The sequence below is a fragment of the Ruania rhizosphaerae genome, from assembly GCF_009805705.1.
GTDB classification, from domain to species: domain Bacteria; phylum Actinomycetota; class Actinomycetes; order Actinomycetales; family Beutenbergiaceae; genus Ruania; species Ruania rhizosphaerae.
On the sequence record NZ_VSMB01000009.1, the window covers coordinates 70,665 to 85,421 of the forward strand.

Sequence of the window (14,757 nt, forward strand, 5' to 3'; positions counted from 1 at the left end):
GTTGCTCGCTGTGCTCAGCGCCGGGCGGGGCGTGCCATCCGGCGCTCCCACACCCAGCGCACGAGCACGGGGAGGGCGGCGGCGACTGCGAGCAGGAGTAGTCCCGCCGTCGCCACCCGCCAGCCCCACAGCGTGAGTGGTGCGATCAGCACCGCCCAGAACGCGAGGATCAGCAACCCCCGCCCAGCGGGGCCCCGCGAGCGTGCCGACGATGACGGCGTGCCGTCGGCGAACACGTCGTCGCTGACCGTCACCCGTTCCGCCCGCGTGTCCGACAGGATCAGACCCGCCTCCCGCGCGAAGCCGGCGAGCGCCGTCAGATCTCCGTCGGGCACCCAGGACTCCATCGGCAGCACAGCTCGCCACTGCCCGGTGCGCCCGGCGAGTGCCACCGCCCACGTGCCCTGGTCGTCGATCAGCCGGTGCAGCGCCACCACACCCGGTTCAGTCTGACCCGGACCCGAGTACCACGCCTCGTGGCCACCGGGCCCGCGGACTCCCACGTCACGGCCATCGAACACGAGCGCTGCACGGGAGGCGAACGCTCGCGTCACCGTGGCCGAGGCGCCGGGTCTGTACACGGCCACCGGTCGCCACTGTCGCCGGTCCCGAAGCCGCTCCAGCAACGCCCAGGCCCACGGCTCCACCACAGCCAGCACGGCCCACAGCGCGCACAACCGCACGAACCAGGTCTCGGACAGCAGATAGGCGCCCCCGAGTCCGGCGATCCCGATCGCCCACGGCGCCGGGCCGCGCAGGATGGAGTTCACCGGTGAGGCAGGCCCGGTATCCCCGCGCCACCGCTTGTACCGCTTCAGGCGCCGCTTGAACGCCGCGGCCGGCCGTGCCGCGCGCCCACGATAAGGCTGCAGATGGGGAGCCGGCCGGATCAGGTCCACGACCGGTGGCGGGTTGAACGCCATGGTGCCAGGAGCCGCCTGGGGGAAGCGCACGGCCGTTCCGGTGGGCTGGGTGGATGAACGCGTGCGGTCATCACCCTCCGGTGGCCGGGCGCTGGGCGGGTGCAGCACCCCGCGGCGCAACGGCACGTCGAGCATCGCCACCCCGGCGCCGAAGCCGCTGAGCTCGAGGGTGCGAACCAGTAGATCCCGTCCGCGCAAGGGACCACCCGCCGGTGCGGTGGATCGCTCCTGCGCGATCACGTACTCCGGCTGCGCCAGCCAGTCGGCCACCGCGATGGCACCGAGGCTGTGCCCGGAGGCGGAGCAGAAGTGCAGCACCCCGAGGTCATCCCACCCCGGGATGCGGGCATAGCGCTCAGCAGGATCGTAGGGGGCCAGCACGTCCCGTTCCGGCGGCGGCACCACGTGCAGCACCATCGCGATCGGCTCGGTCTCACCGATCACCCGGGTTCCGCCGTCGTGGATGATCTCCACCCGGCCAGGGGTGAAGATCACGCGCGCTCGCCGTGCCCACCGGCGCTGCGGAGCGGCCCGAGCCCCCGCTCGTAGTTCGATCCGACCCAGGGCCGGTGGCACCGGCGGCATCGCCGGCCGTTCGAAGTCCCAGACTGCGGCGGTGAACACGTGTGCGAGGTGCTCAGCCGCGTTCGCCGTCTCCGCCATGGCCCCGGCCAGCATCACCCGGTGCAGGCCGCCGGCCGGTGCGTGGTGACTCGGCGGCAGTCGCTCGGCTGATTGGCCGACATCGTGGCGCACGACCTGCAACGCACCGCCGAACCCGTAGACCGGCTCGACCGCCCCGTGCACATCCGGTGGTTGCGTCCCGACCGGGGCCTGCGTGGTCAGTGACGTCTCGCCCCACGACGGCAGACTCGGCCCGGCCAAGGCGGTGCGCTCGGGCGCAGACAGCTGCCAGCCGCTGAGCCGTTCCTGGCCCAGGTCGAGCGAGGCATCCAGGGAGGTGAAGGCCGTGCGTAGCTCGTGCTGCTCGGAGGGCAGCACGGTGAGCAGCTCAGCCACTGCAGCGCGAGCGCGGGCCACCCCGGTGCGCGCCTGCTCGAACGGGTCGCCACCACGGGCCACGAGCAACTGCGTTGCGGTGTGTGGGCGGGCGGGGCGGGGCAGATCGGTCATCGTGGTCTCAACGTAGCGTCCACCATCGGTCGTGCCGGTCCTTGCGGGTGGGGAGAACACCCCGTCGGGGCTCCCGCGCGGTCAGGGCGGGTCAGGGCTGGGCCGGTCAGGCTGAGGGCAGCAGCCGCGGCTGCCACCGCTCCTCCTGCGCCACCCCGTCGGCAGCGCGCACCACCCGATAGGCGGCCACGTCGCGACGTTCGGCGACCACCTCGGCCAGGTCGATGCCCTCGTAGACCAGGCCCACGCCGTCGTCGGTGCAGTGTGTCTCGCCCAGGACCCCGCTCCCCACCAGTTCGTGCACGAGCGGCCGACGGCGGGACTCGCTGTCGTAGTGCACACCGTTGGCGTAGGGCAACAGGCCCAGGCCGGTGGTGACCGGCCGCAGACCGGGGCCAAAGGAGTCGGTGGTCCCGCCGGTGAACCAACAGATCGAACCCGCGCTGACTCCGGCGAGCACCACGCCGGCCTCCCACACACGGCGGAAGATCTCGTCGAGGCCGTGCACGCGCCAGACCGCGAGTAGGTTGGCGACCGACCCGCCGTCCACCCAGACCACGTCTTGTGCGAGCAGGTGCGCTTCGATGTCGGCCACGTTCGGCATCGTGAACAGCCGCAGGGCGCTGACGTCGAAGCCTGCCACCCGGCCTGCCTCGTGCATCGATGCGATCCGCCAGTCCTGATCGCCGCTGGCCGTGCCCAGATAGGTCAGGCGCGGTGTACGCCCGTGCACGCCGGAGCGGTCAACGGCGTGGTGCACGAGGGCGTTGAACTCCAGCCGACTGCGCTGCCCGGGGCGGTAGCCGCCGGAGGTGGCAACGATGGTGGGCACGGATGCGGGCACGCGTGACTCCTGCTCTGTGTCGATACCGGGAACTGGGATGAAGCCTACGGCGGCGCATCGCTCGTGCGGGCGGGATGGAATCGACGGTCATACTGCCAAGTAGGCTCGTATGGACACGTTGTGGCGGTATGACCGTCGTCTTCTGCCGACGAACCGCTGGCACGTCGAGAGAGGTCCAGGTCACGTACGTGTGGTTTGCCCATCGGGGTGGCTGTCGCGTAATCTAGGGCGTCGGTGCGTGAGCACCGTCTCCCGTGCGTGCCTACGCTGGCGCCGGCCGTGAGTTGCATAGCGCACATGCGTTGATGCACGACGGACACGGCAGCCGAGTTTGCACGGGCACCCCCAGCAGTCTGACGACAGAGATGAGCAAGAACGTGGTGTACGCGATCGTGAAGGCCGGCGGCCGGCAGGAGAAGGTGTCTGTCGGCGACATCGTCGTCGTGGACCGGGTCTCCGGGGACGCTGGCGACTCCGTAGAGCTCCGGCCCGTCCTGCTCGTCGACGGTGACAAGGTCACCTCCGACGCCAAGGCGCTGGAGAAGGTGACGGTGACGGCGGAGATCGTCCGGGACGACAAGGGCCCGAAGATCACCATCCTGAAGTACAAGAACAAGACCGGGTACCGCAAGCGCCAGGGGCACCGCCAGAAGTTGACCCGCCTCAAGGTCACCGGAATCAAGTAACCGCCGTTCCCGCGAGGGATCAGCGGTAGGGACACGAACGAGAAAGGGTCACCCATGGCACACAAGAAGGGCGCTAGTTCCTCCCGGAACGGGCGCGACTCCAACGCCCAGCGGCTCGGTGTGAAGCGTTTCGGCGGCCAGGACGTCAAGGCCGGCGAGATCATCGTCCGTCAGCGTGGCACGCACTTCCACCCGGGCCAGAACGTGGGCCGCGGCGGCGATGACACGCTCTTCGCGCTGCAGCCGGGCGCCGTCCAGTTCGGGCAGCGCCGTGGCCGCAAGGTCGTCGACGTGGTCGCGGCTGAGGTCTGAGCACGATCTCGACGGCGGGGGCGCAGCGGCTGAGTCGCTGTGCCCCCGCCGTCTTTTCATGACGGCGCACCGGCGTCGTCGGCACTGAAGGGGAAGACCATGGCGAGCTTCATCGACCGGGTCGTGCTGCACGTGCGCGGCGGTGACGGCGGGCACGGCTGTGCCTCCGTCCGGCGAGAGAAGTTCAAGCCGCTCGGCGGCCCGGACGGAGCCAACGGTGGCTCCGGGGGCGACGTCGTGCTCGTGGTCGACCCGCAGGTCACCACCCTGCTCGACTACCACCACCTCCCGCACCGGCGTGCCGAGAACGGTACGCAGGGCATGGGGGACATGCGCACGGGCAAGATCGGGCAAGCTCTCGAGCTCCCGGTTCCCGACGGCACCGTCGTCAAGACCACCGATGGCCAGGTGCTCGCCGATCTCGTGGGTGCCGGCACGCGTTTCATTGCCGCCGAGGGTGGCCGCGGCGGGCTGGGTAACGCCGCGCTCGCTTCACCCAAGCGGAAGGCACCGGGCTTCGCCCTGCTGGGTGAGCCGGGGCGTGAACGCGACCTCGTCCTCGAGCTCAAGACAGTCGCCGATGTCGCCCTGGTGGGGTACCCCAGCGCCGGCAAGTCCTCGTTGATCGCCGCGATCTCGGCCGCCCGCCCGAAGATCGCCGAGTACCCCTTCACCACCCTGGTCCCCAACCTCGGTGTGGTCCAGGCCGGATCGCAACGCTTCACCGTGGCCGATGTGCCGGGGCTGATCCCGGGCGCGAGCGAAGGCAAGGGCCTGGGGCTGCAGTTCCTGCGCCACATCGAACGCTGCGCGGTGATCGTGCACGTACTCGACTGCGCCACTCTCGAACCCGGCCGGGATCCGATCAGCGACCTCGACGTGATCGAGGCTGAACTCGCGGCCTACCAGGCTGACCTCGACGTCGGCGACGGGCATGTGCCGCTCGCCGAGCGGCCCCGGCTGGTGGTGCTCAACAAGATCGACGTTCCCGAAGCCCGCGACCTCGCCGAGATGGTCCGCCCCGATCTGGAGCAGCGCGGGCTACAGGTGATGGAGATCTCGACGGCGTCCCATGAGGGTTTGCGCCCGCTCACCTTCGCCCTGGCCGAGCTGGTCACGGCTGCCCGTGCGGCGGCGCCTCAGCCCGAACCCACGCCCACCGTGCTGCGGCCGCGCGCCGTGGACGACGCCGGCTTCACCGTGACGCGCCGTCAGAGCGATCACGTGTACTACCTCGTGCGCGGGGACAAGCCCGAGCGATGGGTGCGCCAGACCGACTTCGCCAACGACGAGGCCGTCGGCTACCTCGCAGACCGTCTCGCCCGGCTCGGGGTGGAGGAAGAACTCTTCCGGGCCGGCGCTCAGGCGGGCGACGAGGTCGTGATCGGGGACGGACCTGACGGCGTCGTCTTCGACTGGGAGCCGACCATGGCCGTCGGTGCCGAGCTGCTCGCCGGCCCGCGCGGCAGCGACCTGCGCCTCGAGGAGCACCACCGGCCCACCCGGGCGGAGAAGCGGGAGGCGTTCCACAACAAGATGGACGCCAAGGCCGCTGCGCGGGACGAGTTGTGGGCCGAAGGCGAGGACTCCGCACCCGTGCTCTGGGAGGAGCCCGACGAGGAGGATGACGGAGGGCGCAGGTGAGCCCCGCCGTCGTGGACCGTTCCGCCTTTGCCGACCCGGTACGTGCGGCACGCATCGTGGTCAAGGTGGGGTCGTCGTCGTTGACCGACGACGAGGGGCGCCTCGATGTGGGGCGCCTGACCGCCCTGGTGGATGTGCTCGCCGCGCGGATCGCCGACGGCGGACAGGTCACCCTGGTCTCCTCGGGCGCCATCGCCTCGGCACTGACCGTTCTGGGGCTGACCGGCCGGCCGAAGGATCTGGCCACGGCGCAGGCCGCGGCGAGTGTGGGCCAGGGACTGCTGATGGCCCACTACACGCGAGCTTTCGCCGCACACGGGCGCCACGTCGGGCAGGTGCTGCTCACCGTCGAGGACGTCGTGCGTCAGGGGCACTACCGCAACGCTCAGCGCGCGCTCAACCGCCTGCTCGATCTCGGCGTGGTGCCCATCGTGAACGAGAACGACACCGTGGCCACCCATGAGATCCGGTTCGGCGACAACGACCGGGTGGCCGCGCTGGTGGCACATCTGACCCACGCCGACGCGTTGCTGCTGCTCAGCGACGTCGACGCCCTCTACGACGGTCCGCCCACCCGCCCCGGATCACGGCGCATCGCCCGGGTCGAGAGCCGAGCGGACCTGGCCGGGGTGGAGATCTCCGCGCCCGGAAGTGTTGTGGGGACCGGCGGGATGGTCACCAAGGTCGAGGCGGCCACGATCGCCACCGGGTCGGGTGTTCCGGTGGTGCTCACCTCTGCCGCCAGGGCCGCCGCCGCACTCGCTGGTGAGGACGTCGGAACCTGGTTCGCGCCCACCGGGCGGCGAATCCAGACCCGCCGCCTATGGCTCGCCCACGCTGCCCGCACCCGCGGACGGGTGGTCATCGATGCCGGAGCGGTCCGGGCGATCACCACCGGGAAGAAGTCGCTGCTCGCTGCCGGAGTGGTCGGAGTCGAGGGCAGCTTCGAGGCAGGTGACCCGATCGAGGTCGCCGGCCCCGAGGGCGTGGTCGTGGCACGTGGGCTGGTGGGCTACTCGGCCGAGGAACTGCCGGACCGGATGGGGCGGCGCTCGGAGGAGCTCGCGCGATCGCACGGCGACGCCTCGGTGCGCGCCGTGGTGCACCGCGATGATCTCGTCCAGGTGCGGCCGCGCTGAGACTTTCTGCGAAGCGGATGTATCACGCCAGCGGTTGTGCGCACCTGAACAAGCGTGAAGAGTACTCCCATCATGGATCGAACAGCGCAGCAGACGGTGTGGGCCACCGCCGCTGAGCACTACCGCCGATGGCGGGCGGGCTCACCCACGGCGATGGACGAGCTTGTCCGCTGCCTGACCCCCGTGCTCTGGCAAGTGGTACGAGCCCAGCGGCTCGACGCCGAGACTGCCTCCGACGTCGTGCAGACCACCTGGCTCGCACTGGTGCGCCGGCCCGATGCAGTCCGCGAGCCCGAGGCCGTCGGAAGCTGGTTGGTGACCACGGCGCGGCGAGAGGCCTGGCGCGTGGTCAAGGCCGGTGCACGGACCGAGCTCATGGAGGAACTGCCCGAGACCGGTGAAGGTCATTCCGCGGAGCAGGAAGCCACGACCCGATGGCTGGACCGGTTGCTGTGGCGGTCGGTCTCCCAGCTCTCGCAGCGGTGCCAGCGGCTGCTGCGGGTGGCGGCCTTCCTGGACCGGCCGAACTACCGGAATCTGGCCGGTGAGCTGGACATGCCGGTCGGGAGCATCGGGCCCACCCGGGCACGGTGCCTGGCACGACTACGGACATTGCTGGCAGCAGAGGGGGTTGACCATGCGTGAGGGTGGCGAGGGACGGACGCCGGTGAGGTGGCCGGCCGAGGATGAGACGATGCGGGCCCTGAAGGAGATGTGGGAACGCGCAGACCCGGTGCCGGAGGGACTGGTGGATGCCCTCATCGCAGCAGTCGCTGCCGAGGACCTCGATGCTGAGCTACTCACGCTGCAGCCGGCGCAGCTGGCCGACGTGCGCGGCGAGGCAGCCCAGGTGCTGGAGTTCACCTCCGACAGCCTCACGCTCGTGGTGCGGTTGGGGCAGGACGACGACGGCTCCCGCCGGGTGGACGGCTGGGCCGAGGGTATCCGCGAGGTGGCGCTCGTGAACGAGGAATGGTCCCGGACGGCGCGGGTGAGCGCCGCGGGCCGGTTCGAGTTCGACAAGGTGCCCTCCGGCCCGGTACGACTACGACTACGTTCCGACGAAGGTGCGTACCTGACTCCAGGATTCGAGGTATGAGATGACCGACTGGAAACCACGAGCGCTCTGGGCGCGTGTGCGCGCCTGCGGGCCCGACCTGGACTCCGGGTGGTTCGGCACGACCTACCTCGCCGACTCGTTGCTCTGCCCGCTGGTGCCCGGGGTGGAGGAGGACCTGTGGGTCCTGGAGGAGGTCCTGGCCGAGCGACAGTGGCAGCTTGAGATCGGCGATCCGGTGCTGTTCGTGCCGGAGGAGGTGAGCGCCGAAGCAGGGGTGACAGGCGCGGTCGAGACCTTCCGGAAGGCATACGCCGGCGGCGATCGGGACGGCGCCCTGGACGCGCTGCGAGCGCTGTGGAAGCGCGTCTTCGCAGGCAAGCAGTACGCGGGGCCGAAGGGGGAGCCGATCCCGGTCGGAGTGATCGGGCTGCGGCTGGTGCGGCGTCCGGGTGCCCCAGTGGACGGACCCGATGCGGCCCTGGTGCTGCGGGCCGTGCAGGAGCGGCGGGAAAAGCCTGCTGCCCTGGGGCTCGATCACCTGCTCAGTCTGAGCCCGTTGATCGAGACGAACCCGCTGATCGAGACCAATCCCTTGATTGAGACGAACCCGCTGATCGAGACGAATCCTCTCATTGAGACCAACCCCGCGGCGGGCTACGCGCGGCCCGGACTCGGGGGACGGCAGCCGGTGAGTGTGCCGGTCACGCCCCCGGCCCGCCGCCCTGAGGCCTCCCGCCGGGTCACGGTCGCGGTGCTGGACACCGGCTGTGGTGACCATGAGTGGCTCGACGACGTCGTCTCGGTACCGCAGCTGAACGGGGGGCCCATCGGCCGGCACGGTTCACCGGACCCAGAGCGCGATCCGGATCCAGGCCCCACGATCACCGGTCTCGCCGGCCGTGCCGTCGGTCATGGAACATTCATCGCCGGACTGGTGCGCCAGGTGGCCCCGGACGCGGACCTGCTCGCCGTGCGGGTCTGCGACGGTGACGGGATCGTCACCGAGCTCGAGCTCATCGGGGTGTTGGCGCAGCTCGCCGAATACCAGCGCACGAGCGGGCCGATCGACGTGCTCAACCTGTCCCTCAGCTACACTCACGAGCGCCCAGAGGATGTCGCCTACAGCACGGCGCTGTATGGGGTGCTGCACCAGTTGCGGGCGGACGGCACCACCGTGGTCGCCTCGGCCGGCAACGCCGCCACCACGCGGCCGCACTTCCCCGCCGCGTTCACCCTCTCCCCGGACCCGTCGGTGGCGCCACTGATCTCCGTGGGCGCGCGGAACCCGAACGGGACCATTGCGGCCTTCAGCAACCAAGGAACCTGGATCACCTGCTGGGAGGATGGTGCAGCGCTGGTGAGCACCAGTCCACGGCTGGATTCCGGACGTCAGCCCAGCGTGGAGACCGGGCCGGGGAGCGAGACCCTCGACCTGGACGACTTCCGCGGCGGCTTCGCCGTCTGGAGCGGCACGTCCTTCGCCGCGCCACTGCTCGCCGCACGAGTGGCGCAGGTGCTGGAACCAAGGATTCCCCCGGCGAAGGACGTGCCGGACCGGCTCCGGGCTGCCCAACTCGCTCTGCGATCGGTGATGGACGGTCGATGACACGGTGACAGAGCCGCTCGCCGGTGGCGTGCCCGATGATGCCGCCGCGCTTCATCTGGAGGCCCGGCGCGTGGCCAACGCCGGCGATCTGCCCGGTGCGGAGGCTCTGCTGCACCGGGCCCGCCGCTGCGCCACCGACATCGAGGACATCTGCCGCATCGAGGGCACGCTCGCCTTCGTTGAGGCCGAACAAGGGCGGGCCGAAGAGGGGCTGGCGCGGTGCGAGGCCGCTCTCGATCGCGCCGATCGTGGAACATTGGCCCATGCACTCCTCGCGGGCCAGCTCGGGACGATCCGCTTCGTCCGTGGAGAGATCGCTGCGGCCATCGAGCTGTTCGGCACCGCCCTCGAGGTTTTGACGGGTGAGGAGCGGTGCCGCATGCTCCTCAACCGGGGCACGGCGCATTTGACCGTCGCCGACTATGAGGCCGCTCGGCATGACTTCGACGAGGGTGCGCGCGGCCCCAACCCGGTTTCGGCGGCCAAGTGTGCGCACAACCTCGGCTACCTCTACCTGCTGCGCGGGGAGTTGGTGGAGGCACTGCGCTGGATGGATCGTGCTCGTCGCGACCTGGCTGAGCTCGGTCTCTCGGTGACGACCGCGATTGACATCGACCGGTCCGAAGCACTGGACGCCGCCGGGCTCCGTGGTGAAGCAGTGGCGCTGCTGCGCGACGTGGCCGCGCGCCTGCGTGGCAGCGGGCTCTGGCGGCTGCAGGCAGATGTCGATCTGCACCTGGCCCGCCAACTCCGTGACGACGAGGCTCTGGAAGCCGCCGAGCGTGCTGTGCGCCGCAATCGTCAGCACGGTAACGCCGTCGATGCAGACGAGGCGCGCGCGGTGGTGCTGCTGGTTCGCGGCCGCGGCACGAGGCCACCGAGTGCGCACAGCCTGGAGAGGCTCGCTGACCGGCTGGAGCAGGCGGGGAGGCGGCACACCGCAGCTGCACTGCGGATGCGCGCCGCCGGCCTGCGCGGGACCTCGCCCCGTCTCCCGGGGGAGGAGGAGCCGCTGACCGTTCGGCTGCTCGCCGGTGAGGTCGCGGCGGAGGTGGCGCTGCGGGCAGGCGACACGGATGCGGCTCTGAGCGCGGCATCGGCCGCGATCGACGAGCTCGACCGGTGGCAGCGCGGTATCGGCAGCCTGGAGCTGCAGTCGGTGAGCAGGCGGTTGGGCGCGCGGGTGATCCGGCTCGGTCAGCAGGCAGCGCTGCTCAGTGGCGACGCGCAGCACCTGCTCACCTGGTCCGAACGAGCCCGCGAGCTCGTTGCCCGGGTCCCCGCCACCCGGCCCCCTGAGGAGCTGGCGGACCTCCTGGCCGATCTACGCCGCCTCGGCCCTGACGGCGACCCGGCCGAGCGTTTGCAGTTGGTGACGCAGATCCGTCAGGGCCGCTGGCTGGCTGCAGCGGAGCTGCCCGCCGACGCCCCGGTGACGGTGCAGGCTGTGCGCGAGCGGTCGGCAAGAGTACGGGCCGGACGCTATGTCACGCTGATGGAGATCGAGGGCCGGCTGATCGCCCTCACCCTGGGCGACCGCGAGGACATCCTCGACCTGGGTGCCTGGGGCGAGATGGATCAGCTCCTCGGGGGCCTCAGCGCGGACCTGACGATGGCGGCACAGCTCGCCGCACCGGTGGTGCGGGCCGCACTCCAGGAGCGGATCGAGGGCTTGGACCAGATACTCGCACCGGCGCTCCAGGGGGCAGGCTCGCTGACGATCACCGCACCGGCAGTGATGGCCCGGATGCCCTGGGGGCAGCTGCCGAGCACGGTGGGCGTCCCGGTGACTGTGCCGACCTCGGCGAGCGCGTGGCTGCGCCAGACCCCTGCCGGGCCGATCCGCAGTGTCGGGGTCGTCGTCGGGCCCGGTACCCGCACCGGGAGCGCCGAGGCGGACCTGGTCCGCCAGGGATGGCACACGGTCACCGTGGGGGAGCGTTGCCACGACGCCCAGACTCTCGCCGCGAACGTGGATCTGCTGCACGTGAGCGCCCACGGGCAGGACCGGGAGGCGCACCCGCTGTTCGCGTCCCTGCAACTGGCGGACGGGGACCTGTTCGGGCACGACGTCGAGCTCTTCGGCCAGGTGCCGCCGGTGGTGATCCTCTCCGCGTGCGGGGCCGCTGGTGGCTCGCTCGGGATGGCGCGGGCGTGGCTGCACGCGGGCGCCCGGTCGGTGGTGGCGGCGCCGGCCGACATCGCCGAGACGGCCGCCCTGGACCGGTTCGGGCAGTTGCATGCCTTGCTCGCCCGCGGCAGCACTCCGGCCGAGGCGGTTGCGAACGCCTTCGGCGGCGAGGCGCTCGACTGTGCCGTGCAGTGCTACGGCGCGGGCTGAGACAAGGCTCCGACGACACCGCCACGATCCGATTTGGTTGACACGTCATCCAATCGGCCTCTACAGTCATGACCAAGGTCTTGAGTGTCAGCACGTTGGAAACAACACGGCCCCGGCCAGCTGACCGGCAACCCTCCACTTGCGGTGGGGTGCCCCGGGTGACGACCTGGCCCTGGCCAACTGGTGCAGGGCAAGCGCAACACCGCGAGCGCGGTGACCGAGAGAAGGAACAGCATCAGATGATTCAGGACCGGACCACAGTGCCCCAACGGCCTGCACTGCGATTCGCCACCTGCATGATGTGTTGCTGTTCCATGTCGGCCTGAGCCGAACTCTCGACCGGTCCCTCGGGCGATCCGCCCCTTCGGTACCACCCTCGGTTCGCGGCTGCACACCTGCCGGTGGCGTGACAACGCCGGCGTGCACCCGGCGCGATCGAGCTCCCCGCTCTCGCAGAACAAGGAACTTCTCATGCCTGCTTCGGCCGCACTTCGCACGTCCCTGATCTCCCTCGATCTTTCCGGCGCCGGCGCCCCCCGGGAGTGGCGTCGCGCCGAGGACTCCGACGCCGAGTCCTTCATCATGGGCCGCCTGGCCGGCCTCGCCTCGCTCGCAGACAAGGGCGGCGTGGACCTGCTCACACTGGACGAGACCTTCCACCACGCCGGCGTGCGCCGTCGTGACGACTGGCTCGACGGGGCCGTGGCTGCCTCCCGCCTCTCCCGGCACACCACCGGTGCCACGCTCGTGGCGACCGTGCCGCTGGGCAGCCACCGTCCCGAGCATGTGGCCGGGGCGGTCGCGAGCGTGCACCGCGCCTCCGCCGGCCGTGCCGGCTGGCAGTTGGAGGTGGCCGAGTCCGGAGCACGGAGCCTGCGCGCCGTGGAGTCGGTCATCAACGGATGGCCGACGGCGCCGCGCACCTCCGCGGGTACGTCCCGTCCGCAGGTGGTCGTCCCGGTGCGGACCTCGGTGGATGGCGAGCTTGCTGCCGCCCGCGCCGATGTCGCCCGGCTCAGCGTCGGCACACTCGAGGAGGCGCGTGCGGCTCGTGCGGCCATCCGCGAGGCTGCCGTGGAGTGGGGGCGCGACGCCGACGATGTGCAGGTGCTCGTGGACGTGCGCGCGCTGATCTCAGCCGATGCTCCCAGCGCCCGTGCGCGCTGGGACCTGCTGACGTCGTTGGAGGAGCAGCCGCGAGAGGTGCCACTGCGTTCGATCGGCACCGCGAGTGATCTCACCGACCTGTGGGCCGAGTGGGTGCACGCTGGTGCGGCGGACGGATTCACCGTGATCCCCGCCTCGGTGCCCACCGATGTGGTGGCTCTGGTGAACGAGGTCGTCCCGCAGTTGGAGGCTCGCGGCCTGCGCAAGCCGCGCACCGCGACCGTGCAGACCGCACCGGCGGCCGGGCGTCGTCAGCGGGTTGCCGCGCCGACCCGCGTGCGCGCCACGGCCTGACCCGGGGTCAGCACCCAGAAATCACTCGTCGATCTGGCGCCCCTGCCAGAAGTTCAACGTCGATCTGGTCGTTGAGTCCAGCCGACTCAACGACCAGATCGACGTGTGATTTTGCTGACCGAGGTGGCGGTGTCGTCTCGGTCACCAGACCTGGCGAGGCCGGGTTTCGGCGATGTAAACTCAGTGCTGCGATCAGGGCTTCTGCGCACCAGCGGTGGGGTGGTGCGCGCCTCGTCGCACCCAGGAGCCCTGAATGTCCCCGCTGAGTTCCTACCGGAACCTGTTCTCCCTCACCGGCGCCCTCTACGTGGCTGTCGCCTTCCTGGCACGGCTGCCGCTGGCGATGTCCCAGATCGGGGCGCTGCTGTTGGTCTCGGCGGTCACCGGCTCCTACGGTGCCGGTGGCGCTGCCGCAGGTGCGACCGCGGTCGTCAACGCCGTCGCGTCCCCATTCGCGGGCGCGCTCACCGATCGGGTGGGGCAGCGACGGGTGCTGCTCGTGCAATCGGTGGTGGGTGCGGCCGGGCTCCTGTGGCTGGTGCTGGCCGCCGCTGCCTACACCCCGGGTGAGGCGTGGTGGCCGCTCGTGCTCATCGCCGGTGCCAGCGGGGCGTTCCTGCCCCAGGTGGGCACGATGGCGCGAGTACGGTGGCGCCCGATCGCCCGCCGATCCGGCGGTGCTGAGCAGCGGCTCGTCGATGCGGCCTTCTCCTACGAGGGCGCCGCCGACGAGGCGAGCTTCGTCCTCGGCCCGGCCCTGGTCGGGGTGGTGGCCGCCGTGCTCAACCCTTCGGCCGCGCTGATCGCCGCCGGCGTACTGCTGGGCGTGTTCGGCCTGTGGTTCGCGTTGCATCCCACCGCCACGGTGGTGCCCAAGCGCGATCGGACAGTGGCAGCGGTGGCCATGCCTGCGGTGCTGTTCGTGTTGATCTTCGCCCAGCTGACGATCGGGATGATCTTCGGCTCGGTGCAGGCGGGTGCGTCGGTGCTGGCCACCGAGGCCGGTGAACCGGGCCTGACCGGTCTGCTGCACGCGCTGCTCGGCATCGGGTCGGTCACGGCCGGGTTGGCCGTCGTCGCGGTGCCGGAGGCGTTCCGGTACGAGAACCGGCTGCGACTGTTCACCGTGGCGCTGGCACTGCTGAGCCTGCCCCTGCTCCTGGTCAACTCCTTGGGCACGCTGGTTCCGGTGCTGATCGTTCTCGGGTTGGCCGTCGCGCCCTCGATGATCACCACCTTCACCCTCGCCGAGCGCATCAGCCCGCCGAGCCGGCTCGGGGCCGCGATGACGCTGCTGGCTGCGGCCACCGGCCTCGGGTATGCCATCGGATCCAGCGCCGCCGGTCGCCTCGCGGACTGGGGCGGATACACCCCGGCGTTCGCTGTCACGATCGTCGGCGCCGGCCTGGCTGCCCTGATCTCGCTGTTCGGGGCCCGGGCGCTGCGCCGGGCCCAGGCGGCACCCAGGACCGTACCTGAGCAGGCCGTCTGAGGATTCGACTGACCGGACCGACACGGGTGCGTCACGCGGGGAGGAATGGTGCCTCACCATGCCGTATCCGAGTCAGTCCGGTCAGCGGGCGGGCGAGAGGACGCATCTGGGCGCG

Annotated in this window: 12 protein-coding genes and 1 riboswitch; of the genes, 10 read left to right on the top strand and 2 right to left on the bottom strand. The window is 70.8% G+C overall.

What is annotated here, in order from left to right:
• Positions 1-14: 14 nt before the first annotated feature.
• On the bottom strand, positions 15-2,057 hold the full coding sequence (locus FV560_RS13190) for a hypothetical protein (RefSeq protein ID WP_159622014.1): 2,043 nt from the start codon (positions 2,055-2,057) through the stop codon (positions 15-17).
• A gap of 106 nt (positions 2,058-2,163) precedes the next feature.
• Entirely contained in the window at positions 2,164-2,901 is a 738-nt protein-coding gene (locus FV560_RS13195; RefSeq protein WP_159622015.1) for a Type 1 glutamine amidotransferase-like domain-containing protein, read from the bottom strand.
• A 365-nt stretch (positions 2,902-3,266) separates the two neighbouring features.
• On the opposite strand from FV560_RS13195, the gene rplU reads away from it, so the two are divergent.
• The 10 genes from rplU to FV560_RS13245 all read left to right on the top strand — a co-directional run bounded on the left by rplU (position 3,267) and on the right by FV560_RS13245 (position 14,642).
• Entirely contained in the window at positions 3,267-3,587 is a 321-nt protein-coding gene (gene rplU, locus FV560_RS13200; RefSeq protein WP_159622016.1) for a 50S ribosomal protein L21, read from the top strand.
• 54 nt (positions 3,588-3,641) lie between these two features.
• A complete protein-coding gene (gene rpmA, locus FV560_RS13205) occupies positions 3,642-3,899 on the top strand; it encodes a 50S ribosomal protein L27 (RefSeq protein ID WP_159622017.1) in 258 nt (85 codons plus the stop codon).
• A gap of 99 nt (positions 3,900-3,998) precedes the next feature.
• The gene (gene obgE, locus FV560_RS13210; protein WP_159622018.1) at positions 3,999-5,543 is read left to right on the top strand and encodes a GTPase ObgE; all 1,545 of its coding nucleotides are present in this window, start codon (positions 3,999-4,001) and stop codon (positions 5,541-5,543) included.
• A complete protein-coding gene (proB, locus tag FV560_RS13215; RefSeq protein ID WP_235020118.1) occupies positions 5,540-6,682 on the top strand; it encodes a glutamate 5-kinase in 1,143 nt (380 codons plus the stop codon). The genes obgE and proB overlap by 4 nt, the downstream gene beginning before the upstream one ends.
• Before the next feature lie 72 nt (positions 6,683-6,754).
• Positions 6,755-7,327, top strand: a complete 573-nt coding sequence (locus tag FV560_RS13220; RefSeq protein ID WP_159622019.1) for an RNA polymerase sigma factor — start codon at positions 6,755-6,757, stop codon at positions 7,325-7,327.
• Positions 7,328-7,376: 49 nt separating this feature from the next.
• Entirely contained in the window at positions 7,377-7,781 is a 405-nt protein-coding gene (locus FV560_RS13225; RefSeq protein ID WP_159622020.1) for a hypothetical protein, read from the top strand.
• Between the two features lies 1 nt (position 7,782).
• Positions 7,783-9,348 (top strand): S8 family peptidase, encoded by a 1,566-nt coding sequence (locus tag FV560_RS13230; protein ID WP_159622021.1) that lies wholly within the window; start codon positions 7,783-7,785, stop codon positions 9,346-9,348.
• Between the two features lie 4 nt (positions 9,349-9,352).
• Positions 9,353-11,689: a CHAT domain-containing protein gene (locus tag FV560_RS13235; RefSeq protein ID WP_159622022.1), complete on the top strand. Its 2,337-nt coding sequence runs from the start codon at positions 9,353-9,355 to the stop codon at positions 11,687-11,689.
• Positions 11,690-11,765: 76 nt separating this feature from the next.
• A riboswitch (SAM riboswitch) is annotated at positions 11,766-11,892 on the top strand.
• A 268-nt stretch (positions 11,893-12,160) separates the two neighbouring features.
• Complete coding sequence (locus FV560_RS13240) at positions 12,161-13,150, top strand: LLM class oxidoreductase (protein ID WP_159622023.1); 990 nt, start codon at positions 12,161-12,163, stop codon at positions 13,148-13,150.
• Positions 13,151-13,403: 253 nt separating this feature from the next.
• Positions 13,404-14,642 (top strand): MFS transporter, encoded by a 1,239-nt coding sequence (locus FV560_RS13245; protein WP_159622024.1) that lies wholly within the window; start codon positions 13,404-13,406, stop codon positions 14,640-14,642.
• Positions 14,643-14,757 lie beyond the last annotated feature (115 nt).

Excerpts from the sequence above, each read along its gene's own strand:
- obgE (WP_159622018.1), top strand. The coding sequence starts at position 3,999 with ATGGCGAGCTTCATCGACCGGGTCGTGCTGCACGTGCGCGGCGGTGAC.
- FV560_RS13230 (WP_159622021.1), top strand. The coding sequence starts at position 7,783 with ATGACCGACTGGAAACCACGAGCGCTCTGGGCGCGTGTGCGCGCCTGC.
- rplU (WP_159622016.1), top strand. The coding sequence starts at position 3,267 with ATGAGCAAGAACGTGGTGTACGCGATCGTGAAGGCCGGCGGCCGGCAG.
- FV560_RS13225 (WP_159622020.1), top strand. The coding sequence starts at position 7,377 with ATGCGGGCCCTGAAGGAGATGTGGGAACGCGCAGACCCGGTGCCGGAG.
- FV560_RS13190 (WP_159622014.1), bottom strand. The coding sequence starts at position 2,057 with ATGACCGATCTGCCCCGCCCCGCCCGCCCACACACCGCAACGCAGTTG.
- rpmA (WP_159622017.1), top strand. The coding sequence starts at position 3,642 with ATGGCACACAAGAAGGGCGCTAGTTCCTCCCGGAACGGGCGCGACTCC.
- FV560_RS13240 (WP_159622023.1), top strand. The coding sequence starts at position 12,161 with ATGCCTGCTTCGGCCGCACTTCGCACGTCCCTGATCTCCCTCGATCTT.
- FV560_RS13245 (WP_159622024.1), top strand. The coding sequence starts at position 13,404 with ATGTCCCCGCTGAGTTCCTACCGGAACCTGTTCTCCCTCACCGGCGCC.
- FV560_RS13220 (WP_159622019.1), top strand. The coding sequence starts at position 6,755 with ATGGATCGAACAGCGCAGCAGACGGTGTGGGCCACCGCCGCTGAGCAC.